The organism is Actinomyces wuliandei (assembly GCF_004010955.1).
GTDB lineage: Bacteria > Actinomycetota > Actinomycetes > Actinomycetales > Actinomycetaceae > Actinomyces > Actinomyces wuliandei.
Map to the genome: position 1 here is coordinate 2604111 of NZ_CP025227.1, position 24065 is coordinate 2628175.

The 24065-nt window shown below is 70.1% G+C and carries 11 protein-coding genes and 1 tRNA gene; 5 read left to right on the top strand and 7 right to left on the bottom strand.

The genetic code is table 11. The features are described 5' to 3' along the window. Window positions 1-203: 203 nt before the first annotated feature. From CWS50_RS13035 to CWS50_RS10855, 3 genes are read left to right on the top strand one after another with little or no spacing between them, the layout of a single operon-like run. Window positions 204-3554, top strand: a complete 3351-nt coding sequence (locus tag CWS50_RS13035; RefSeq protein WP_164860134.1) for an AMP-binding protein — start codon at window positions 204-206, stop codon at window positions 3552-3554. Continuing rightward, window positions 3551-4450, top strand: a complete 900-nt coding sequence (locus CWS50_RS10850) for an SDR family oxidoreductase (protein ID WP_127842800.1) — start codon at window positions 3551-3553, stop codon at window positions 4448-4450. The genes CWS50_RS13035 and CWS50_RS10850 overlap by 4 nt, the downstream gene beginning before the upstream one ends. Continuing rightward, complete coding sequence (locus tag CWS50_RS10855) at window positions 4447-5802, top strand: isochorismate synthase (protein WP_127842801.1); 1356 nt, start codon at window positions 4447-4449, stop codon at window positions 5800-5802. Before CWS50_RS10850 ends, CWS50_RS10855 begins: the two co-directional genes overlap by 4 nt. A 142-nt stretch (window positions 5803-5944) precedes the next feature. Here the strand turns inward: CWS50_RS10855 and CWS50_RS10860 are convergent, their stop codons facing one another. The 7 genes from CWS50_RS10860 to CWS50_RS10890 all read right to left on the bottom strand — a co-directional run bounded on the left by CWS50_RS10860 (window position 5945) and on the right by CWS50_RS10890 (window position 22339). Beyond that, window positions 5945-9766 (bottom strand): DUF5979 domain-containing protein, encoded by a 3822-nt coding sequence (locus CWS50_RS10860; RefSeq protein ID WP_127842802.1) that lies wholly within the window; start codon window positions 9764-9766, stop codon window positions 5945-5947. Window positions 9767-10217: 451 nt separating this feature from the next. After that, a complete protein-coding gene (gene mfd, locus CWS50_RS10865) occupies window positions 10218-14114 on the bottom strand; it encodes a transcription-repair coupling factor (RefSeq protein WP_127842803.1) in 3897 nt (1298 codons plus the stop codon). A gap of 203 nt (window positions 14115-14317) precedes the next feature. Beyond that, window positions 14318-15295, bottom strand: coding sequence for an aldo/keto reductase (locus CWS50_RS10870; RefSeq protein WP_127842804.1), 978 nt, complete (start codon window positions 15293-15295; stop codon window positions 14318-14320). Between the two features lie 312 nt (window positions 15296-15607). Continuing rightward, the gene (locus CWS50_RS10875; RefSeq protein ID WP_127842805.1) at window positions 15608-19633 is read right to left on the bottom strand and encodes a DUF5979 domain-containing protein; all 4026 of its coding nucleotides are present in this window, start codon (window positions 19631-19633) and stop codon (window positions 15608-15610) included. 338 nt (window positions 19634-19971) lie between these two features. Beyond that, on the bottom strand, window positions 19972-20955 hold the full coding sequence (locus CWS50_RS10880; protein WP_127842806.1) for a ribose-phosphate diphosphokinase: 984 nt from the start codon (window positions 20953-20955) through the stop codon (window positions 19972-19974). Between the two features lie 138 nt (window positions 20956-21093). Beyond that, on the bottom strand, window positions 21094-22092 hold the full coding sequence (locus CWS50_RS10885) for a bifunctional UDP-N-acetylglucosamine diphosphorylase/glucosamine-1-phosphate N-acetyltransferase GlmU (protein WP_127842807.1): 999 nt from the start codon (window positions 22090-22092) through the stop codon (window positions 21094-21096). A 175-nt stretch (window positions 22093-22267) separates the two neighbouring features. Further along, a tRNA-Gln gene (locus CWS50_RS10890) sits at window positions 22268-22339 on the bottom strand. 183 nt (window positions 22340-22522) lie between these two features. Here CWS50_RS10890 and CWS50_RS10895 point away from each other — a divergent pair. Next, entirely contained in the window at window positions 22523-23197 is a 675-nt protein-coding gene (locus CWS50_RS10895; protein WP_127842808.1) for a TetR/AcrR family transcriptional regulator, read from the top strand. 88 nt (window positions 23198-23285) lie between these two features. Then, entirely contained in the window at window positions 23286-24047 is a 762-nt protein-coding gene (locus CWS50_RS10900) for a YveK family protein (RefSeq protein ID WP_127842809.1), read from the top strand. Window positions 24048-24065: the final 18 nt, after the last annotated feature.

Genomic DNA, 24065 nt, shown 5'->3' on the forward strand with positions numbered 1-24065 from the left:
CTGCCGACTCAGGCGGCCCCGGCTGCAGCGGCGGCCAAGCTGGGCAGCCCGAGGGGACCGGGCCCCGAGCGGCTTGTCCTCTTCCGCGGCTCCCACGGCGCCCACCCGCAAGCCGCTCCCCGCTCCGCCCTCGACCACTCCAGGTTCCACCACCTTTACCAGGGGTACTTAGATGAGCTTAACCTAAGGTGTAGGGTGGCGTTGTGTCAATCACTTCTTCACCACCGCGTGACACGGAGAGACCCGGGGAGAGCCCCCACGTGACCGGCGGCCGCAGCCGTCTGGGCCCGGGCTGGACCCCGGTCCCCGCCGAGCTCGCCCGCCGCTACCGCCAGGACGGCTACTGGACCACGGACCTCCTGGGCGACGTCGCCCGCCCCACCGAGGGCACCCGGGACCGCCTGGCTGTCATCGACCCCCGTCACCGCTGGACCTACGCGCGCCTGGAGGAGGAGGTCGCCGCGCTGTGCCCCGGGTGGCAGGGCCTGGGCCTGCGCCCCGGGGACACAGTGGTGGTCCAGCTGCCCAACTGCGCCGAGTTCGTCGCCGTCCTGCTGTCGCTGTGGCGGGTCGGAGCGGTGCCTGTCATGAGCCTTCCCGCCCACAGGGCCAGCGAGATCACCGACTTCGCCCACCACGCCCGGGCACGCGCCTACGTCAGCTCCGAGCGCAGCGGTGACTTTGACCAGGTGGCGATGGGACGCCGGCTGCGCGCCGGTCTCCCGGACCTGGTCCACGTCGTCGTCCCCCAGCCGGCCCAGGACACCTCCGGGCCCGGGGAGACGCAGCACGGTACGAACGCCGGTGGTGCCGAGGGCGCCGGGGACGCCACCGACACCACTGGTACTCCCTCCGGTACCTCCTCCCCTGTCACCTACGAGGCGCTCAAGAGGTCCAGCCCCAGGAAGGCAGAGGGGGCGGACCTGGCCGCACCGAACCCCTTCGACGTCGCCCTGCTCCAGCTCTCCGGCGGATCAACAGGCACCCCCAAGCTTATCCCCCGCACGCACGCCGACTACCTCTACAGCGTGCGCGCCAGCGTCGGGCTGTGCGGGGTGGACCGCGACACCACCCTGCTGTGCGCACTGCCCTGCGCCCACAACTTCGCCATGAGCTCCGCAGGCATCCTGGGCCAGCTCCTGGCCGGGGGCAGCGTGGTCATGGCTCCCGACCCCTCCGCAGCCACCGCCTTCCGGCTCATTGAGCAGGAGAAGGTCACCCACGCCGCCCTGGTGCCGCCTATGGTGCTGCTGTGGCTGGCCCGGGCCGCCAAGACTGCCAAGGCCGCCAGGACCAGCAGGGACGAGACCGCCAGGTCGCCCGGGTCAGGGCGGCCCGCGGACGCCGTCGAGGCGGGCAGCGGGAGGCGGGGAGACCCCCTGGAGACCCTGCGCGTCCTGCACGTGGGCGGCTCACGGCTGCCGGAGGAGGTCGCCCGCCGGGTCCGGCCCGAGCTGGGGTGCCGCCTGCAGCAGGTCTTCGGCATGGCCGAGGGCCTGGTCTGCTACACCAGGCTCGACGACCCCGACGACGTCATCGTGTCCGCCCAGGGCCGCCCCCTCAGCCCCGCCGACGAGGTCCTCGTCGTCGACGACCAGGACCGGGAGGTGCCCGACGGCACAGCAGGGCACCTGCTGACCCGGGGGCCGTACACGATCCGCGGCTACTTCCGGGCTGCCGAGCACAACCGGGCCTCCTTCACCCCTGACGGCTTCTACCGGACCGGGGACGTGGTGGTGCGCGGCCCCGGGGGCAACCTACGTGTCGTAGGCAGGGCGAAGGAGCAGATCAACCGGGGCGGGGAGAAGATCGCCGCCGGGGACCTGGAGAACCACCTGCAGGCCCACCCCGACGTCTTCGAGGCGGCCGTCACCGGGGAGCCCGACCCCGTCCTGGGTGAGCGTATCGTCGCCCACCTCGTGCTCCGCCCTGACACCACCTCCCCGTGGCACCACCAGTCTCCGGCACAGGTCCTCACCGAGGTGCGCTCCTTCCTGCGCGAGCGCTCGGTGGCCACCTACAAGATGCCGGACAAGGTCCTGCTGGTCACGACACTGCCGCGTACCGCCGTAGGCAAGACCAGTGTCGCCCAGATCCGGGACCCTGGCGCCCAGCCTCCGGCAGCGCGGACTGCACCCGCCGCCCGGGACCGCAGGCGAGGGCTGGACCCGGACTTCCTGCCTGCGGTCCCGCCCCAGCGTCCCGACGCTGTCAGGCGGCTGCTGCACGACGGCCAGGACCTGGGGCACCTGCTGGCCCGGCTGGAGGCAGGCGGAGGCTACCTGGTGGAGGACGGGCCGGAGCCTGGCACCTGCACCGTGACGCTGGCCCGAGCGGTCGCCGACCCGCGCGAGACAGCCGTGGCCGTCTTCGACACCATCACCCACATGCACAAGGAGGACCTCTCCCCTTTCGTCCTGGGGCGCCACACCGTGCACGGGGTGCCGGTGCACGCCTCGGCCTTCGTGCTGCCCCGCGGGCTACGGGCCACGACCTCACTCCTGGTGGGACCCGACCTCGACCTTCACCTGGGCCGGGACCGGGAGGCCTGGGTCAGGGCGCTGCACCGGGCCGAGCCGCTGAGCACCAGGCACGAGGTGGTCAGGGTCGACGGGGCACGCTCCACCGTGATCAGCCTGCCGGGAGCCCTTCCCCAGCCCTTCGTCGCGCCCGCCACAGGTACCACCGGCACGCCATTCCCGAAGGGCCGCACGGTACGGGGCCGCGTCACCTCCTCGGTCCTGGGCCTGGACCTGGAGGTGTGGTGCCACCTTCCCGCCGCCCAGCACGGTCAGTCGCAGGCGCTCCTCATCGCCTCCGACGGCCAGGTCCTGACCAGCCACGTCCCCCTCCTGCCGTGCATGGACCGGCTCAACGCCTCAGGGCAGTCCCTGCCGGTCGCGGCCGTCCTCTTCTCGCCCGCGGACCCCCGGCGCCGACCCGAGGTGCTCGGCATGGTCCCGGAACTGGCGGACTGCCTGGCCACCGAGGTGCTGGCCTGGGCCGCCGAGCAGGCCGACCTGCCCCGCGACCCCGCCCGGCGCGCCGTCTCGGGAGCCTCCCTGGGCGGGCTGGCGGCAGCCGACCTCGTACGCCGACGCCCCGATCTCGTCTCCAACGCCATCGTCCAGTCAGGCGCCTTCTGGTGGCCGGCTGACGCCTGCGGAGAGCCGACACACGCCCAGCTGCGCCTGTGGCAGGATCACGTCGGCCCCAGCCGCCCTCCTGTCCGGGTGTTCCAGGAGGTCGGCACCATGGAGGGGCACCTGCTGGGATGCAACCGGCGCTTCCGCGACGTCCTGCGGGAGCGGGGCGTTGACCTCGCCTACCGGGAGTACGTCGGGGGGCACGACTACGCCTGCTGGCGGGGCGGGATCATCGACGGCCTCCTCCACTTCTTCCCCGGCCAGGACCTCAGCGGCCAGGACGCAGCCGCCGTCGAGGCAGGCGGCCCCCCGTCCTCAGCCGCTGCGGTCCTACCTGTCGACGCTGCCCCCGTCGGCGGCACCGACAGGGCAGTCAGCGGGACTCGGGTCAGCGGGGAGCGGGCATGACCAGCACCGGGCTGCCCCAGGCCATCGTGGTGACCGGCGCGTCCGGGGGTATCGGCTCCGCCGTGGTAGGTCTCCTGGCCTCCCGGGCGCAGGAGCACGGCGGAGCCACTGTCATCGGCACCGACCTGCACCCGCCGCACGACGGCTCCTGCCGCCCCGCAGGCAGCCAGGCGGACCGCCGAGCCACGCTCCCGCCCGCTACGGGCGCAGGCGGGACCGAGCCTGGTCCCGGGGTGCCAGCGCCTCAGGAAGCACCTCCGGAGGAGGGCGTGAGGTGGTGCGTCCTTGATGTCACCGACGCCGTGGGCGTCGAGGCGTTCTTCGAGCAGGTAACCCGCTCCTACAGGCTGCGCGCCGTCGTCCACGCCGCTGGCGTCCTGGTCCACGGCCCCGCGCTGGACACCCCGGCGGAGCAGGCCGCGCGGGTCATGGCCGTCAACGCCCTGGGAGCCGTCAACGTCTGCACAGCGGCGGCGCGCCACATGACCAGCCAGGACCCCGGGGACATCCCCGCCAGGACCCGCAGCCTGGTCACTGTCGCCTCCAACTCGGCGCTGCGTCCTCGCAGCGGCCTGGCCGCCTACAGCGCCTCCAAGGCGGCAGCCTCGCAGTTCACCCGCAGCCTGGGGCTCGAGCTCGGTCCTGCGGGGATCAGGTGCAACGTCGTGGCACCGGGAACCACACTGACCCCCATGGTCCGCGCCATGTGGGCGGGGCAGGACCGCCGCGCCCAGACCGTGAGGGGTGCACCAGAAGCCTTCCAGCCCGGTATCCCTCTGGGACGTGTCGGTGAGCCTGCCGACGTCGCCCACACAGTAGCGTTCCTGGTCTCGGAGGGGGCACGTCATATCACCCTGGCCGAGCTGGCGGTTGACGGAGGGACGAGCCAACGATGACGACCAGCCTGCCGCAGCCCGCGCGCACGGACGACCCCCCTGAGCCCCTGCCCGACTTCCTCCTCGCCTCGCGGCACTGGGAGATGCGCGCCCAGGGAGGGCGGCTCCTCCAGCCGGTCCTGGCCCCAGACCCCCGGTCGGTGGTCTCTGACCTGCTTGCCGTGCTGCGTCACGCAGAGGAGGAGGCCGGCCAGGCCCACGTGCTGTGCGGGCTCATCCCCTTCGACCTGTCAGAGCCTGCCCACCTGCGAGTCACCAGCTCGGTGTCCTGGCGCCCCCGCCGCTGGAGCACGCCGAGCCCCGCCCCCCAGGACCCGCCAGCCCTGCCGGGGCACGGCGGCCAGGTACCGCGCCCGCCGCAGGACAGTCCCCTGGCAGCCTTGACCGACACCCCTGCCACCGGCGCCGCTCTGACCGGTGGCACCCTCGCCGAGGCTGCCACCGGCCTCACAGACACCGGCGTCACCGACACGGGCCTCACAGACACCGTCTTCATGGACAACGTCCGCACGGTCCTGGACCTCCTCGGGCACGAGGGCCTCCAGAAGGTCGTTCTGTCCCGGTGGGTCGATGTCGCGCTGCCCGACTCCCTCGACCCTGCCCGGCTTGCCTCGTGCCTTGTGGGCCGTCTCATGACGGACAGGCACCGGGACGCGGACGTCTACTGCGCCACTGACGTCCAGGGCCGGACCTGGCTGGGCGCGTCCCCGGAGGTAGTGGCAGACACGCGGGACGGTCTCTTCCTCACCGCCCCCCTGGCCGGGTCGCTGCCGCGCAGTGTCGAGCGCACGCAGGCCGTGGCGCGCCTGACGGGCTCCCCCAAGGAGATGAGAGAGCACGCTCTCGTCGTTGACCAGGTCGCAGCCACCCTGGGCGATGTCGTGGACGACCTTCAGGTCCCATCCGCCCCCTCCCTGCTGGCCACGGACACAATGTGGCACCTGGGCACCCGGGTCACCGGCCGACTGAGGCCCGGCGTCTCCTGCCTGGACGCGGCCCTGTCCCTCCACCCCACGCCAGCCGTGTGCGGGGTACCGACCGCCCGGGCCGCAGAGGTGATCCGCTCCCTGGAGGGGCGCAGCCGCGAGCTCTACTCCGGGCTGGTGGGCTGGACCGACTCCAGCGGGGACGGGCGCTGGTCTCTGGTCATCCGCGGGGCCTGCCTGTCGCGCCAGCACCTGAGGGTCCAGGCGGGAGCAGGCATCGTCGAGGGGTCCTCCCCCGAGCGGGAGCACGCAGAGACCGCAGCCAAGCTGTCAACCATGCTCAGTACGCTCAGCCACCTGGACCACCTCAACGGCGCACCGGCTCCTTCGGACGCGCTGGACAGCCCTAGACAGCCCCTCAGATAGCCTCAGCACCGCCCACCCCTGCCGCACAGTACTGGCGAGCCAGTACCGACGTAGCCCGGCCGCACGTACCAGGAAGACCAAGGGTGCTGGGACCTCTTGGCACAAGGGGTCCCAGCACCCAGGCTCAGCTCACTGGCTCAACTCACTGCCTGCGGCGGCGCAGCAGAAGGCTGCCGCCGCCAATCGCCGCCAGGGCGGCGACAGCGGGAAGCAGGAGCGCAGCACCGGTCCTGGCCAGCGACCCTGCCACAGAGCTGCCACCCGGCGACGGGCTCGCACTGGCGGGAACCTCCGAGGACTCCGAGGGCGCTGTCGCGGAGCCGCTTGTGGCCACGGTGGAGGGCTCGGTGCTGGGTTCCCCACTGGGCTGCGGTGCCGGGCTCTCGCTGGGCAGCGGCGTCGAGTCCTGGCTCGGGTCCTCACTGGGCTGCGGTGCCGGGCTCTCGCTGGGCTCCGGTGTCGGCTCGACATCCCGGGTGTAGGTGTTGGTGACGGTCAGCTCCTCCACGGCGTCCTGGGTGGTGATCGTGACAGCCTGGTCCTCTGGGACCTCCAGGGTGTAGCCGTCGACCTGGGCGGAGTCAGCGTCCTCAGACAGCGTGCACTCCGTACCCAGCGGCAGGGCCGGACTGGTCACCGTCATGCCCGCAGGCACGGTGACCTCGTCGCTGACCACCCCCTCATCAGCACCACCCTCGGCGTCAGCGGCGTCCTCGGGAAGGGTGCAGGTGTAGGTGACGAGGTAGTCCCTGGGCGCAGCCTGCGCGTCGGGGTCCCCAGGGCCTTCGGTGCCCTCAGCATCCTCCTCCAGACCCTCGACGACCTTGGTCACGGAGAAGGAACCTCGGTGCAGGGTGTAGGTGTTGGTGGCCACCACGGCCACCATGCCGCCGTCAGTCACGGCGAAGGAGGTCTCCTCAGCCGCGACTGGCTCCCCGCCCACGACCACCTGGGTGAGCAGGTCCGTCCCCTCCACGGAGGCGTCCTCCTCGCTGACGGTGCAGCGGCCCACCGGGACGTCACTGACGACGGCACTGCCAGCGTCGACGGTCTCCACCGTGCCGGTGGTCGCGCTCCCGTCAGTGCCGGTGCAGGTGTAGGTGAAGGAGAAGCTCTGCGGCGCCCGAGCAGCCCCGTCCCCATCCACGGCCTTGCTCACCGCGAAGGAACCGGTCTGACGGGTGTAGGCGTTGGTTAGGGTCAGCGCCGTCTCCTGGTCACGGGCCTCCACCGTCACCGTCTGGTCCTCCGGGGCGGTCAGGGTGTACCCGGCCAGGGAGGCGGAGGCGGTGTCCTCGCTGACAGTGCACTCGGCGCCCACCGGCACCTGCGGGCCGGAGACGGACTGCCCGTCCGCCCCGATCGCGAGCATGCCCGTACTGCCGTCCGTGCAGGTGTAGGTGACGCCGAACTCCTTGTCGGACAGGTCCGCCTCCTCAGCACCGGTGACCTCCTTGGCCACAGAGAAGCCTCCGCGGTGCACCGTGTAGTCGTTGGTGGCCTGGACCACTGCGGTGGCCCCGTCGGCGACGTCGAAGGTGACCTCGCCGTCAACCTCCTCCCCGTCCACGCTCCAGGTGGTGGTGAGGTCCGCTCCGTCCACGGAGGCGTCGGCCTCGCTCACGGTGCAGCTGCCCACCGGCACGTCAGTGACCGCTGTGGTGGCGCCGGAGACCAGCTCGACCGTGTCCGTGGTCGTGGTTCCGTTACCCCCGGTGCAGGTGTAGGTGAAGACGTAGGTCTGGGAGTCAGCCAGGCCGGCGCCGTCACCGGTGACCTCCTTGGAGATCTGAAAGCCACCGGTCAGCGCCGTGTAGGCGTTGACGACGCTGACCTCGGAGGTGGTGTCCTTGGCGATCGTCAGCTGGGAGCCCTCGGTGCCGTCAACCGTGATGAGGGTGGAGACGTTGTAGCCGTCGCGCTGAGTGGTCTCCTCCGGCTCGCTGACGCTGCAGGTGGTCCCTACCGGCAGGGTGGGGCCACCGACAGCGGAACCGCCACCGGTCACCTGGAGGGTGCCGGAGACCTCCTCGCCCTCTGGCGTGGTGCAGGTGTAGCCGATGTCAAAGGTGTCGGTCAGGAAGGGGACATCCTCAGGGCCGACCTGCTTGGCCACTGAGAAGGTCCCGGTGTGGCGGGTGTAGGCGTTGGTGAAGGCCGCCTCGGTCACCGCCTCCTCGGAGGGGAGGACCGTCACGGTCACCGGGTCGGGAGCTGCCAGGTCATAGCCGTCCATGGCTGCGGCGTCCACATCCTCGGTGACGGTGCACTCCGTGCCTGCGGGGATGGTGGCATCCGCCTCGACGGGGGTCCCGTCCCCGGGGACGTTGCTGATGGTGCCCGTGAGGCCCCCACAGGTGTAGCTGTAGGAGTAGGTCCTGGGGGCGGCTGACTCCAGGCCGGTGACGGTCTTGGCCACCGCCAGGGTGCCCGGCTTGTAGTCTGCGGTGTTGGTCAGGCCCAGCGCCGTGGAGGTCCGGTTGCCCACGGTGAAGGTGTCTGTCACCCGGTTGCCGATCCGGAACACCGGGTCGCCCCACTGGTAGGCGGAGGCGTCCGGGGAGGCGGTAGCCGGGTCCTCAGTGAGGGTGATCTGGGTCCCTGCGGGGAAGGAGCCCGGGTAGACCGTCACCTTCCCCATGGTCACCGTCAGGGTGGTGGTGCCGGTGAGGCCGTCATCGGCCAGGGTGCCTGGCGGGGTCCAGCCGGTGTACTCGCTGGCGGCCTGGGGCAGGGTGTAGGCCACGTCCACGTCAAAGGTGGTGCCAGCAGCGATCTCGTCGAGGGCCTGGCCGTCCAGGTACTTGGTGATCTCGAAGCCGCCGAAGCCATTGGCCAGCTCGACGGCGATCTTGAAGGAGTCGGTGTAGTAGCGCTCGGCGTTGGCTGTGACGTCAGCGCCCTCCAGGGTGACGGAGTTGCGGTAGATCACGCCCTCCACGGCCGTTCCGCTGTTGATGCTCGCTGGTGCGCTGAGGCTGTAGTTCGTGTCCGGCTGGAAGATGCCGGTGATCGTCATGGTGGCCACGGTGGCGTCGTCGTTGAACTCGACGGTGTAGGTGAAGTCCTCACCCGGCGAGTTGTAGACCCGGCCCGCAGCGTTGACCAGGTTGAGGGAGGTCGCCGACTCCGCGGAGGAGGCCCGGCGGAAGACCCAGCTGTTCAGATTGGTCACGAAGGCCTGGCCCGGACCGGCCTCCTCGGTGAGGACCACGGTGGACTCAGTGGTCCCGTCAGCGACGAACCCGGGCAGGACCGACTCCAGGTGGGCGGCGCCCATCGTGATGCTCCACGGCACGGTGGTGGAGGTTGCTGCCAGGGGCGTAGCCACCTTGGAGAAGGCCGCCGGACGGTAGGTGGGCTGCGCCTGCGGCAGGATGCCTCCCGTCCCGGGCAGGTCCACGGCGGTGGTGGTGCCGTTGAGGTCCATGTCGACAGTCTCGGCCTCCACGACCTGGGCGGCAATGAGCAGGGCCTCCCCGGAGCCCCGCAGGAGGGAGCCTCCCTGCTCCTTGATGGTCTCGACCTCATCGTTGAAGGTGCAGGTGATGGTGTGCTCCTGAAGCTGGCAGGAGCCGATGGTGACCTGCTGGCCACCCACCGTCACCGTCATCGGGTTGGTCCTGGGGTACTCGCGGTTCCTGAAGGCGTTCCCCAGGTCGATGCTGAAGTAGTCCCCACTGCTGACGTCGGTGTCGCCAGCGTCCCAGGTGAAGGCCAGCTTGGCGACGTCGCCCACCCGCAGGAAGCCCGACTGGACGTTGCCGTTGGCGTCAGACTTGTCCAGGGAGGTGACAGTGACGTCGATATCAAGGTTCTGTGCCGCGCGCGCTGGAGCCGTCAGGGCGGTGAGCATGGTGAGCAGGAGAGCCAGCGCCAGCAAGCACGCCGCCACGCCTCGGGCCACCGCACGAGGGCGGGCGACGGGCTGGGAGGGCGAGACCCTCAAGGACGAGATCCTCATAGTGCTCCAATCTGGGACGGGCTGGGGCCTGGTCGAGGCCGGCAGGGAGGCCGCTCGCGCGGTCAGACTCGTGCGGACAGAACCGGGCGCCTATCTAATCACACCGTCCTAAATCCCAGAGCAGCAGCGTGGCAAACCGCTAGTGTCACCATCCTCCAACCAGGCCGCAGCCGCGTTGTCACCTGCCCATCTCCCCGGGCGCTCGCGAGCCGATGGAACGGGTGCGGGCGTCGTCAACCTCACGACCAGAAGTCAAAACTATCGCCATCATACAACCGTGATTGTCATTGTAATGCAGCTTTGGGGCGGGAGGTGAGCCGTGCTCCGATGCCGGATACCGAGCTGAGGCGAGCCGGGCACGGACCCTCCGGCGGCACCCAGGACCAGGATCGACTCCAGCCCCATGCCACCACCGGGCCGCAGAGACAGCCAGGTCAGCCGCCCCTCCCGCTCAACGGCGCCGGTACCGGGTTGCCTCCGTCTCGTAGGAGTCGTCACCCTCAACGACGGCGTGCAGCAGCACCTCTGCCCAGGACAGCAGCTCCTCCCCACCGACCGCGCTCGATCCCATGCGGGCCGAGGCCCCCGGGGCAGGAACGACAATCGTGCGGGTGGCGGGCTTGACGACGGTGCCCGGGTAGAGGCGGGCCACCCGTGTGCGCCCGGAGTCGTTGAGATTGACCGGGGCAAACCGCACCGACTTGCCCTGGGCGACGATCTCGGCGACCCCGAGCCGGGCTGCCAGGGCGCGCAGCCGGGCCAGGGCAGCCAGCAGGCGCGTGGGCTCGGGCACCGGGCCGTAGCGGTCGGTCAGCTCCTCGAGCACGTCCTCGACCTCGGCGTCAGTACGGGCTGCGGCGAACCTGGTGTAGGCCTCCAGGCGCAGCCGCTCGTGGGGGATGTAGTCCTCCGGGACAGTGGCGTCCACGGGCAGCTCTACCCGAAGCTCAGCGTCCCCCAGGTCCCCCGGGTCGTCCCCGGCTGCACCGGAGACGTCACCAACCTGGCCGGGGAGGACGCCCCCCTTGCCGACCAGGGACTTCTTATAGGTGTCCACGGCCTCAGCCACCATGCGCACGTACAAGTCGAAGCCCACTCCGGCGACGTGCCCGGACTGCTCCCCTCCCAGGAGGTTGCCCGCACCACGGATCTCCAGGTCCTTCATGGCCACCTGCATCCCGGCTCCCAGGTCAGCGTTGGAGGCGATAGTGCGCAGCCGCTCCAGGGCAGTCTCGGTCAAGGGCCTGTCGGAGGGGTAGAGGAAGTAGGCGTAGGCCCGCTCCCTGCCCCGGCCCACCCGCCCGCGCAGCTGGTGGAGCTGGGACAGGCCCATGCGGTCGGCGCGGTCCACGATCAGCGTGTTGGCGTTGGTGACGTCCAGGCCGGTCTCGACGATCGTGGTGCACACCAGCACGTCGATCTCCTTGCGCCAGAAGGAGTCGATGACGCGCTCCAGGCGCTGCTCGCCCATCTGGCCGTGGGCTGTGGCGACACGGGCCTCGGGGACGAGCTCGGCCAGCCGGGCGGCGGTGGCGTCAATGTCCTCCACCCGGTTGTGGACGAAGAACACCTGGCCGTCACGCAGGAGCTCACGCCGGATCGCGGCGCTGACCTGTTTGGTCTCGTAACGACCCACGTAGGTGAGGATCGGGTGGCGGTCCTCCGGCGGCGTGGCCAGGGTCGACATCTCCCGCAGGCCGGTGACGGCCATCTCCAGGGTGCGTGGGATGGGCGTGGCGGACATGGACAGGACGTCCACGTCGGTGCGCAGGGCCTTGAGCGTCTCCTTGTGCTCCACCCCGAAGCGCTGCTCCTCGTCAATGATGACCAGGCCTAGGTCCTTGAAGCGCACCTGGCCGGTGATGAGACGGTGGGTGCCGATCACCACGTCAACAGCGCCCGAGGCCAGGCCCTCCAGCACCTTCCTGGACTCCTCCGCATCCTGGAAACGGGAGAGCTGGCTGACCGTGACCGGGAAGCCCGCGTAACGCTCGGTGAAGGTCTCCGCGTGCTGGCTGACCAGGAGGGTGGTCGGGACCAGGACGGCCACCTGCTTGCCGTCCTGGACGGCCTTGAAGGCAGCGCGCACAGCGATCTCGGTCTTGCCGTAACCGACGTCCCCGCACACGAGGCGGTCCATGGGCTGGGTCCTCTCCATGTCCGCCTTGACGTCGTCAATGGTGGCCAGCTGGTCAGGGGTCTCGGTGTAGGCGAAGGCCTCCTCCAGCTCGGCCTGCCAGGGGGTGTCCGGGGAGAAGGCGTGGCCCGTGGTGGCCGAGCGGGCGGCGTAGAGGCGCACCAGCTCACCGGCGATCTCACGCACCGCCCTGCGGGCACGTGACTTGGTCCTCTGCCAGTCCGCACCCCCCATCTTGTTCAGCGCCGGGTTGTCCCCACCGACGTACTTGGTGACTTGGTCCAGGGCGTCAGTGGGCACCAGGAGGCGGTCACCGGGCTGGCCACGACGGGTGGAGGCGTACTCAATGACGAGGTACTCCCGGCTGGCTGCCGCCTTCCCTGCCCGGCCGGTGCCCACGCTGCGGCGGGTCAGCTCCACAAAACGCCCCACCCCGTGCTGGGCGTGGACCACCAGGTCGCCGGCGTGCAGGGACAGGGGGTCCACGCTGCGCCGGGTGCGCCGCGCAGGCAGGGTACGCCGCCGGCTCGGGGCGGCAGGTGCCCGCCCGGTCAGGTCGGACTCAGCCACCAGGGCCAGGCGCGGCCCCTCAGCCAGGAAGCCGTGCCCGGCCGAGACCTGGGTGACCCGGACCACGCCGTCTCCGGTGCCGCCCTCGCCCGTGTCCTGCCAGCCCAGCTCCTCAGGCTGGGTGAGGTGGGTGACGACACGGGCGGGAACGTCGCCGTCAGCCAGCAGCTGGGCCATGCGGCGCCCCGGCCCCGGGCCGTCAGTCGCCACCACGACGCTCCAGCCCTGCCGGGCCATCTCGCCGAGGTCCTTGACCGCTGTGTCCAGCTCTCCCCGATAGGTGCGGGGATCGACCAGCGCCAGCTGCTCGTCGTCGGGACCCGACGGCAAGGAGGTGAGCGCCCACCACCCCAGGTTGGAGCCCAGGGCGAGGGCACGCGCCTCACCCAGGTGGGCGAAGGCCGCAGCGGACAGGTCCACCGGCACGGTGCCTCCGGAGGCGGCCGAGGTCCAGGCGGCGGCCAGGAACTCAGTGGTGGTGGCCGCCAGGTCCTCTGCCCGCTTACGGATCCGCTCGGGCTCCAGCAGGACGGTCAGCCGGTCCCCCACCAGCTCCAGCAGGGGGACCATCCGGTCCACCAGGACCGGGGCCAGTGACTCCATGCCCTCCACCGCGATCCCCTGAGCGATCTTGTCCAGCATGTCGGCGGCTCCGGGCACGGAGTCGGTCAGGTCGTGGGCACGTTGGCGCACCTGTGGGGTCAGGACGAGCTCGCGGCAGGCGGTGGCGGTCACCGAGGGCAGTACCTCAATGGTGCGCTGGTCGGCCACGGCGAAGGAGGAGACCTCCTCGACCTCGTCGCCAAAGAAGTCCACGCGCACCGGACGGGGCTCGGTAGGTGGGAACAGGTCGAGGATGCCGCCACGCACCGCGTACTGGCCACGGGCCTCCACCATGTCTACGCGCGTGTAGGCGGCTGCCTCCAGGCGCTGGGCCACGTCCTCCAGGCTGGTGGCCAGCCCGGGGGCCAGGTGCACCGGCTCCAGGTCGCCCAGCCCCGCGATGACGGGGGCCAGGAGAGCCCGGACGGGAACCACCAGGACGCGCACGGGGCCGCGCGGAGCCGTCGGCGGGTCGGCCCGGCCGTGGACGGGCTGGGCGGGCTCGCCTCCGCCTCCTTCCCCAGACCTTTGCCCGGCAGAGGTGCCGCCGGGCGTCGCGGGCTCACCGTCCTCGGGGTGGGCTAGGCGGCGCAGGACGGTCAGGCGGCGGGCCACGGTGTCCGAGCGCGGCGAGAGCCGTTCGTGCGGAAGAGTCTCCCAGGCGGGGAAGACAGCCACGTCGGGGTCCGGCAGATAACAGCGCAGGGCAGCGGCGAGCTCATCGGCCTCCCGTCCGGTGGCAGTGACCACCAGCAGGGGTGTGCTGCCGGGTGGGTGGGTGGCACCAGTGGCGTCAGCCGGGCCGACTGCCGCGTGTGTGTGGGCAGAGCCTGTGCCAGCGGAACCTGCGGGGAGCGGCTGCCCGGCCGCTGCGGCCACGCCGTCCTCACCCAATGCCATGGCGGCCAGGAGAGCGGGCCGGGCTCCGGCGGCCACGACCAGGCTGTGCTCGCCGCGCACGGGCGCGGCTGCGGCACGCACGGTCCGGACGGTTTCCGGGTCGGTCAGCAGCGGGGGAAGGAGGGCGGTCAGGCGCACGGCGCAGAGTGTAGGCCCGTCAGGGACCAGGGGCACTCGCTCCGGGGCCGAGCGTGTGGACACCCCTCCCCACCCTGGCCGCACATCTTCAGGACGTCTCCACCTACCACCTGTCAGCAGAGTGACGCCACTGCGCGGAGCAGGACCTCAGTAGCGTCCGAGACGGACCCGAAGATGTGCAGCAATCAGGTGGGCTGTACCGCTCAGGCCCCGTGCGGGATGGGGCCGACGAGCTCGTGGGCCTGGTAGGGCTCCTCCAGGTAGGCCACATCCTCCTCGCTGAGCTCCAGCTCTAGGGCGCGCACGGCGTCATCGACCCGGCTCGGCTTTGAGCAGCCGACGATCGGTGCAGCCACGCCCTTGGCCCAGTGCCAGGCCAGTGCCACGTCGGACATGGCCACCTCACGACGCTGCGCCACCTCAGCCACCCGGGTGACGATCGGCATGTCCACCTCACGCCCACCGTCGTACTTGCTGCGCATCACCGTGTCCGTGGTGGAGCGCACCGAGTCGGAGTCCCAGGTCGGGCGGGTCAGGTGGCCGGAGGCCAGCGGGCTGTACGGGGTCAGCGAGACGTCATACTGGCGGCACACGGGGATGAGCTCACGCTCGTCCTCGCGGTAGAGCAGGTTGTAATGGTTCTGCATACTGGAGAACCGGGTCCACCCGCTGGCGTCGGCCACCACCTGCATGGTGTGGAGCTGGTAGCCGTACATGGCCGAGGCACCCAGTGCCCGCACGCGCCCGTCGGCAACAAGCCGATGGAGAGCCTCCATGGTCTCCTCAATGGGGGTGTCGTAGTCGAAGCGGTGGATGATGTAAAGGTCGAGGTAGTCAGTGCCCAGGCGCTCCAGGGTGCCGGTGATCTCACGCTCGATGGCCTCACGCGACAGGTGCCCCTCGTTGAAGTAGACCTTGGAGGCCAGCACCACGTCCTCACGGCCGACGCCGAGGTTGCGCAGCGACTGCCCGATGAAAGTCTCGCTGGTGCCCCGGGCGTAGACATTCGCGGTGTCGATAAAGTTGACACCGAGCTCCAGCGCCCGGGCGATGACCTCCTGGGTGGCAGGCTGGTCGATGACCCATTGGTGGGTGTCGGGGAAGACCTCCCCGAAGCTCATGCCACCGATGCACAGCCTGGGGATGGTGATGTCCGTGGCGCCGAGGGTCGTGTACTCCATGTCTGGGTCTCCTTTAACCGCTTTACCCGTACGTCCTGCCGGTACGCGCTGCCCGTGGAGGCACCTTAAGACTCCCCGTGCGGACGGCGTCGCGCAAGACCCCAGGCTGGCCCTGCGAGGACCCCTGTGCGAGGCCCCCTGTGCCGACCGCAACAGCGCGTGACGTGGCAGCACAAAGACGGGAGGGGGCCGCTCACCGGTGGGTGGTGGGCGGCCCCCTCCTTGGTGTGGGGCTCAGTACCGTTGCCAGGGTGCCTGGGTCACGGTCCTGGGCCCGCAGGTGGTCGCGCGGTCGTCCTCACAGGGCGGGCGTCACGACCGGCGGCGGCGCAGGAGCGCGACCCCTCCGGCAATTGCTGCCAGGGCGACGGCGACCGGGAGCAGCACCGTGGCACCAGTCCTGGCCAGGGAGCCCGTGGGCCGGGCCGCGGAGCTCGCCTGGGTCTTCCCAGGATCTGCCGAGCCAGTGGTCACACCAGCCACACCGGACGAGGCGTTCGCAGCAGCCGAGGCACTCGACCCGTCCGTGGGCTCCCCAGTCGGCTCCTCACTCGGGTCCTCAGTCGGCTCCTGCGAGGGGTCGGTTTCCTTCGGCTCCGGTTTCTCGTAGGTGTTGACCGCCTTCAGCGCCACCACCTGGTCCTTGTTGACGATCGGAGCCGTCAGGGACTCCTTGGACGGACCCGTCAGCGTGTAGCCGTCAATCCCGGCCGCCTCGGTGTCCTCGACCAGCGTGCACGTGGTCCCCAGGGGGAGCTGCTTGTCAGGGCTGACGGTCTCGCCCGCCTTGACGCTCAGCGTGCCCTCCGACCCGTCGGTGCAGGTGTAGGAGAAGGAGAACTTTTTGTCCGCGATCTCGTCGTCCGCGCCGGTGGCAACCTTGGTCAGGCTGAAGGTGCCGGTGTGGGCCGTGTAGGTGTTGGTGAAGGTCGTGGCGACAACCTCGCCTTTGGCCGTGACAGCCACCTCCTGCTCCCCGGACGCGGCCAGGTCGTAGCCCTCCACCTGGGCGGCGCCCTCGTTCTCCGTCACGGTGCACTCGGTGCCCACCGGGAAGGTCTGCTCAGCCTCGACGACCTGACCGTCCGCCTTGGCGCTCAGCATGCCCTGGGAGCCGTCGGTGCAGGTGTAGGAGAAGGAGAACTCCGTGTCGCTGACCTCAGCGCCCTCAGCCTTCTTGGCCACCGAGAAGGTGCCCCGGTGCGCGGTGTAGGTGTTGGTCACCTCCACCGCCACGCCGGAGCCCTCGCTCACCGTGACCGTGGCCTGCTCGCCCTCGACGGCCGAGCCGTCCACGGTGACGGTGGTGGAGCGGTCAGCCCCATCCACGTCGGCAGCGCGCTCGGTGACGACACACTCACCCACGGGGACCCCCACCTGCGCGGACTCGCCAGCCTTGACCCTCACCTCGCCGGAGGGGTTGGACCCGTCCTCGGTGGTGCAGGTGTAGTCGAAGACGAACTCCTGGGGGGCCTTGGCTGAGGCGTCGCCCTCAACCGTCTTGGCCACCTGGAAGCCTCCGGTCAACTGAGTGTAGGTGTTGGTGAGGACCACCGCGGTGGTGGCGTCCTTGGCGATGGCGAAGGACGAGCCGGTCTGGCCCTCCACCGTCGTGCTGGTCGCCAGTGCGTACCCGGCCTGGGAGGCGTCCTCCTCGCTGACCGTGCACTGGGTGCCCACGGGCAGGCTCGGGCCGTTGACGGTGGCACCACCGGTGACGCTGAGCGTGTCGGTCTGCGTGGTGCCGTCAGGCAGCACGCACTGGTAGGTCACGGAGTAGGAGCCGCCCCCGAAGTCACCGTCGCCGACCACCTGCTTGGCCACGGAGAAGGTGCCCGTGTCCTGGGAGTAGGTGTTGGTGGCGCTCACGGGCGTGTCCTCGCCGGCGACAACGGTCACCTGGGTCGCGGAGAGCCCGGTGTCCACGGAGTAGCCCTGCCTGGCGGCGGAGCCCTCCTGCTCGCTCACCTCGCACTGGGCGCCTGCGGGCAGCTCAGGCGATGTCACCGCGGTCCCGTCGGCCGGGACCTGGAGGGTGCCGCTCTCACCCGTGGAGCAGGTGTAGTCGAAGGCGAAGGTGTCACCGGAGAAGTCACCGTCACCAGCCACGGACTTGGCCACGGAGAAGGTGCCCGTGTCCTGGGAGTAGGTGTTGGTGGCGCTCACGGCCACCGGGGCGTCCTGGGAGATGGTCACTGTGGACGCCGACAGCTCAGAGTCCACGGAGTACCCCTCCCGGGCCGCGGACTGGGCGTCCTCGCTGATCTCACAGGTCGTGCCCCCGGGAAGCTCGGGGCCGCTGACCGCCTCACCGGTACCGGGAGCCTCCAGGCTGCCCGTCGTGCCCTCGGAGCAGGTGTAGTCGAAGGCGAAGGTGTCACCGGAGAAGTCACCGTCACCAGCCACCGTCTTGGCGATGGTGAAGGTGCCCGTACGAGCGGTGTAGGTGTTGGTGAAGGAGGCCTGGGCCACCACCGTGGTGCCGGCGGTGACACGCACACGCTGGGACAGGGGCGCCTCCAGGTCGTAGCCGCTGATCTCGGCCGAGTCGGTCGACTCGGCGACGGTGCAGGTGGTGCCGACTTCGAAGGAGTCGGTGGCGCGCACCGGCTGGCCGTCACCCTTGGCTGTCAGGGTCCCCTCGGTGCCGTCGGAGCAGGTGTAGGTGAAGGAGTAGTCCTTGGACTCCGCGCCCGGGGCACCGTCAACGGTCTTGACGACCTCGAAGGTGGAGGGGTCGGCCTTGACGACGTTGGTCAGCTCAGCACCCAGGACCTGCTGGTCCCGGATCGTCAGGCTGCTGGTCGGGACCCCACCCACCACGAACAGGCCCTCGCCCCAGCTGTAGCCCTCAGGCAGGGCGATGGAGGGAGCGGCCTCGGTCAGGGTCACCACGGTCCCGGCGGGGAAGGTCACCGACGGGTCCGGGCCCACGAAGACGTTCTTGCGTCCCATGGTGACCTCGAAGGAGGCGGTGCCACCGGTCCTGGCGTCGTTGAGGGTCCCCGGAGCGGTCCAGCCGGGGTAGCTGTCCTGCGTCGCGCCGTTGGGCAGCTCGTAGGCCAGGTTGACGGTGAAGGTCGAGCCTGCGGGCACGTGGTCGGAGGCGGGACCGGTCAGGTACTTGTCCAGGGAGAAGGTGCCGTAGCCGGCCTCCATGGTGACGGTGAGGGAGAAGGAGTCCAGGAAGGACCTGGACGCGTCCCGCTCGAAGGTCGTGCCGTCAATAGCCACGTAGTTCTCGTAGCGGAACCCGGGCACGGCCTTGCCGTCCTCGGCGGTGACAGCGGCGGTGTAGATCAACTGGTAGTTGCTGCTGGGGGCGAAGGGGCCGGTGAGCACGATCCGCGCGCTCTGGCCGGAGTCGGTCTCCTGGCCGTAGACCACCTTGACGCTGAACTCGCCCAGCTCGGTGGTCCTGGAGGACTCGGCGCCGTTGGCCAGGACTACCCGGGCAGTCTGCGGGTCGGGCTGGTCCGCGGAGTTGCGCCGGATGAGCTGCCACCTGGACAGGTCCTCAGGGAAGGACTGGCCGGGGCCCAGGAGGTCAGTGAGCTCGATCTCGTGGACGGTCTTGCCGTCAAAGACCCTGTTGAGCCCGTTGGCCGCGTACTCCTCCTGGAGCCTCTCGGCCCCGAAGCCGATGGTCCAGGTCACCCCGGTGGACAGCTCGGACATGCCGGTGGCGCCCTTGGTCAGGGCGTCAGGAGTGTACCTGGCCACCTGCCCGAGGATCCCGCCCTCGGCGGGCAGGTCCACGGAGACCGTCTCGGAGCCGTTGATGGTGAAGGGGAGCTCCTCCTCGGTCGTGGCGGCGACGGCCAGCGTCTGGATCTTGCCGGCCCCGGAGACGTTCTTGTACCCCTTCGCGATCTGGTCCGGCAGGACCTCGTTGAAGGTGCAGGTCATCGTCGTCTGCGTGATCGCACAGGTACCGACCTCGGTCTCCTGCCCGTCGATCATGTGGGTGAAGGCCCGGGTCTGGGGCACCCGGAAGTTCAGCTCGGCAGGCAGGCCGACGGAGAAGGAGTCCCCGTCCTTGAGCCCGGCCTCGGACGCGTCCCAGCTGAAGGTCAGCAGGGCGATGGATGTGCCCGCGACGAGCTGCCCGGACTCCGGGTTCTCCGAAGCGTCGGTCTTGGCCAGTGCCAGGTTGGACACCTTGATGCCGGTGTTGACGTCAGCGTGTGCGGGGACGGGTACCACTACCGGGACCACCAGGGTGAGCACCATGGCCAGCAGGGCCAGGCACGTACCTGTGCGGAAGGCACCCTTTCCGGGCACCGCCGCACCAACGGCATTGGACTTCATAGACGAGACTTTCTCGAGACTGAGCATCACTGCTCCTGGGGAAATATGACAATCCAGAGTATGGAGGCCCACCCGCCACCCACAAACGCTAGAAGCCAGTGGACACAGTATTTTACGCAACCGATGCCCAGATAACGGGCCGTACGTCCGCCATGCGTTCCCGGCCTCACAGTACGAATCCCCCTGCCGACCACAGCCTATTAGTATCGTGATCCCAGACATCAGGAGGCGGAGAAATACGTCGCTACCTCCGTGAGACATCCCGGCCCACCACGCCCCCGCATCCACCCGGACTGGCACCGTGCCCGTGGCACCGCGAGCGCCAGGGCGACCACCCAGCCAGTCGGCCTGCCCGGCCGGGACGGCTAGGCGCCCATGGCGTCGAAGAGGGAGGTGATGCTGCCGTCATCAAACACGGCCTTGACGGCGCGGGCCAGCAGTGGGGCGATCGGCAGGACCGTCAGCTGCTCGAACTGCTTGCCCGTAGGGATCGGGAGCGTGTCGGTGACGATGACCTCACGCGCGCCGCAAGAGGAGAGACGGTCTACCGCAGGCCCGGAGAGCACGCCGTGGGTGGCTGCCACGATGACGTCCTTGGCTCCGGAGCCCAGCAGGACCTGGACCGCCTTGGCGATCGTGCCCCCAGTGTCGATCATGTCGTCAACCAGGACGCAGGAGCGCCCCTCCACGTCACCGACCACCCGGTTGGCCACGGACTCGTTGGGGCAGGTGACGTCACGCGTCTTGTGGACAAAGGCCAGGGGGGTCCCGCCCAGGGCGCTGGCCCAGCGCTCGGCCACACGGATACGTCCCGCGTCCGGGGAGACCACCGTGGCGTTGGCGGGGACCACCCGGGTCCGCACGTAGTCCACCAGGACAGGCTGCGCCCACAGGTGGTCCCAGGGACCGTCAAAGAACCCCTGCTCCTGGGAGGTGTGCAGGTCCACGCTCATGAGGCGGTCCGCGCCCGCCGTCTGGTACAGGTCCGCCACCAGACGGGCCGAGATGGGCTCGCGCCCCAGGTGCTTCTTGTCCTGACGGGCGTAGGGGAAGAAAGGCGCCACCACGGTAATACGCTTGGCCGAGGCCCGCTTGAGGGCGTCAACCATGATGAGCTGCTCCATGAGCCAGTCATTGACACGGTCACCGTGGGACTGCAGCACGAAGGCGTCGCAGCCCCGCACCGACTCGTTGAAGCGGACGTAGGTCTCCCCGTTGGCGAAGTCGTAGGCGGTGGAGGACAGGACCTCCGTCCCCAGCTCTGCGGCGACCCCCTGGGCCAGCCCGGGGTGAGCCCGCCCGGAGACGATGACCAGCCGCTTCTCGCCGGTGGTGATGATGCCCGTCATGACATAGATCCCTTCTCGCCGCCGCCGCGGCTGTGGTGCGTGGCCGTACCTGTGCTGCGGCAGCCGTGCAGTGGCGCACACTGCCGCTGGTGCCGGCGGGAGCCGCGAGCAGGTGCCCGCCAGGCTCCCGCCCCGGTCTCAGCGCTCACCAGCGGTGTCATCAGCACCCAGGTGGCTGAAAGGAGGCACGACGGCCCCCGGCGGTATCTCGACGTCCTCCAGGATCGCGTAGGCCCCGACACGCACGCCCTGACCCAGGCGGCTCCTCCCACGCAGCAGGACGCCAGGCTCCAGGAGGACGTCCTGGGCCAGCTCCACGGTGACGTCCACCCAGGCCGACGCGGGGTCCACCACCCCCACCCCCTGGGCCATCCAGCCGGACAGGACACGACGGTTGAGCTCGGCACCAAGCCCAGCAAGCTGGGCACGGTCGTTGCACCCCTCCACCAGCCAGTGGTCATCAACCACAAGGGCGCTGGTGGGGCGCCCGGCCCGGTAAGCGTGGGCAACGACGTCGGTGAGGTAGACCTCCCCCTGGTCGTTGTCGGTTCCCAGCGTCGCCAGAGCCTGCCTCAGGTGCCCGGCGTCAAAGACGTAGACGCCGGCGTTGACCTCCCTGACCGCCCGCTGGGCCGGGGTGGCGTCGCGCTCCTCAACGATCGCGCCGACCGCGCCGTCTGGCTCACGCAGGACACGCCCGTAGCCGGTGGGGTCCTCCAGCTCAGTGGTCAGCACGGTGACGGCGTCGCCTCGGTCGGTGTGCTGGGCCACGAGCGCCTCCAGGGTGGCGGTGTCCAGCAGCGGGACGTCCCCACTGGTGACGACGACCCCTCCGGTGAGGTCCTCAGGCAGCGCCGCCAGCCCGCAGGCCACGGCACGTCCGGTGCCGGGGACCTCGTCCTGGTCCACCGCGACGGCCTGCGGCGCCACCTGGGCCAGGTGGGCGACGACGGCGTCGCGCTCGTGGCGCACGACGACGACCAGGTGCTGCGGAGCCAGGCCCATGGCAGCGGTCACGGCATGGCCCAGGAGGCTGCGGCCACCGATGGTGTGCAGTACCTTGGGCGTGGCCGAGCGCATGCGGGTTCCTTGACCAGCGGCCATGACGATGACGGCGGCGGGAGCGGTAGAAGCCACGTGTCCTCTCCTCGGTGGTGCCCGGCAGCCGGGAACCCGGTGCGCCGGACGGATGACTGGCTGGCGACGCGCCTGTGACGTGCCTCTTGACTACTTGTGCGTACCTAGGGCACCCAGGGCACACGTCGAGCACCTTCCGCGCCCGACGAGCCTGGGCAGACCATATGGTACGTCGCTCCGCCCCCAGGACTCGAACCCGGGCCTCAAGGCTCCAAAGGCCTGCGTGCTGCCACTACACCAGGGCGGAACGCCGCCTCTGGGGAGGCGTGCGGGCACAGTGTCTCACGGAGGCAGCAGGATGCGGGCGGAGCCGCACAGGTGTCGTCGCGGCCGGAATACCATCGCGGCGCTGTCGCGGCTCCACGACGGCAGGTGTCTGACCTCCCGGAGAAGGCGTGAAGTCACGCAAAGGGAACGGCATGATGGACCCATGTCCCCCAGAAACGGCAAACGCTCCCACCGGATGAGTGCCTCCCAGCGCCGGGAGCAGCTCATCGACGTCGCCCGGGGCCTCTTCGCAGAGAAGGGCTTCGAGGCCACCAGCATTGAGGAGGTCGCGGCACGGGCGCAGGTGTCCAAGCCCGTGGTGTACGAGCACTTCGGGGGCAAGGAGGGCCTGTACACCGTCATCGTCGACCGGGAGCTGGCTGCGGTCTCCGCGACGATCACCGAGGCCCTCGGCTCCGCACGGTCCTCGTCCGTCCTCACCGAGCGAGCAGCCCTGGCGCTGCTGACCTACATCGAGAGCTCCTCGGACGGGTTCCGCATCCTGTCCGCCAGCTCAGACAGGGCCGCAGGCTCCTACTCCACTCTGCTGGCCGACGTCGCTGTCCAGGTCTCCGGGATCCTGGCCTCCCGGTTCCGCGCCCGTGGGCTCGACCCGCGCACCGCCCCCCTATACGCCCAGATGCTGGTGGGAATGGTCGCGACACCGTCGCAGTGGTGGTTGAGAAACCGCACAATGAGCAAGGAGGAGGTCGCCGCCCACGTGGTCAACCTGGCCTGGAACGGCCTGAGCAGGCTGGAACCAGGCCCTACGCTCCAGGCCGACGACGCCTCTGCCCACGGAGCCGACAGCAGCGACGACGTCACGGCGGCGTCATAACGTTCCGGGCAGTCCCGGGCAGACTGACCGCACACACGCTAGTCTGGTTGTTCCTGCCATCAGCGGAGCCACCACCGGAACGGAGCCCATGGACCCGGAAACTGTCGTCGCCGCCTTGCGCAAGAACGCTGTTCTTGTCGCCCTGCACGTCGTCCTGGGCGCCGTGCTGGGGCTTGCTCTCGGCCTGCTGACTCCCCCGGTGTACACCTCGACCGCGAGCGCGAACGTAGGTACCGAGCAACCCGACTCCTCCCAGACCAATGACAGCGTCCTCAACTACATGAAGAACATCATGCCCACCCTCGTGGAGATGGGGACCTCGGAGGCCGCCCTGTCCCAGGTTGCCGAGGCCACGGGGCTCAGCGAGGACGAGGTGCGCCGGTCTGTCACCATCTCCACCAAGACGGAGACGATCATCATTGAGATCCAGGCCTCCCACTCCGACCCCGGCCAGGCCCAGGCCATCGCCGAGGCCGAGGTCGCAGCACTGGACTCCGCCGCCCGGGACCTGTCCGAGAGGAGCCAGAACAGCGACCTGACACTCACGCTGGCCGTCCTGGACGCAGCCTCACTGCCCTCGACCCCCTCTAGCCTGCCCAGCTCACGCACGACGATGATCGGCGCCGCCGTGGGCCTGGCAGCCGGTACTGGGATGGCGCTGCTGCTCTACGTCCTCCAGCGCAGGGACCCTGAGGCCCACACCATCGCCCCTCTAGTGCTCCTGGGACGGCCCAGGGACGGGGAGAAGGACGCCAGGAGCACCAGAGGGGCTGGAGACGCTGAGGGCTCTGCCCGCGCCGGAGAGGACTCCTACCCTGGTGGCCCCACCAGGCGGCCGCGAGCCGGATGACTCTCGTCACGAGTGCAC

Coding starts and splice junctions, on each gene's coding strand:
- CWS50_RS10850 (WP_127842800.1), top strand. CDS start 3,551: ATGACCAGCACCGGGCTGCCCCAGGCCATCGTGGTGACCGGCGCGTCC.
- CWS50_RS10855 (WP_127842801.1), top strand. CDS start 4,447: ATGACGACCAGCCTGCCGCAGCCCGCGCGCACGGACGACCCCCCTGAG.
- CWS50_RS10860 (WP_127842802.1), bottom strand. CDS start 9,766: ATGAGGATCTCGTCCTTGAGGGTCTCGCCCTCCCAGCCCGTCGCCCGC.
- CWS50_RS10870 (WP_127842804.1), bottom strand. CDS start 15,295: ATGGAGTACACGACCCTCGGCGCCACGGACATCACCATCCCCAGGCTG.
- CWS50_RS10875 (WP_127842805.1), bottom strand. CDS start 19,633: ATGCTCAGTCTCGAGAAAGTCTCGTCTATGAAGTCCAATGCCGTTGGT.
- CWS50_RS10880 (WP_127842806.1), bottom strand. CDS start 20,955: ATGACGGGCATCATCACCACCGGCGAGAAGCGGCTGGTCATCGTCTCC.
- CWS50_RS10895 (WP_127842808.1), top strand. CDS start 22,523: ATGTCCCCCAGAAACGGCAAACGCTCCCACCGGATGAGTGCCTCCCAG.
- CWS50_RS10900 (WP_127842809.1), top strand. CDS start 23,286: ATGGACCCGGAAACTGTCGTCGCCGCCTTGCGCAAGAACGCTGTTCTT.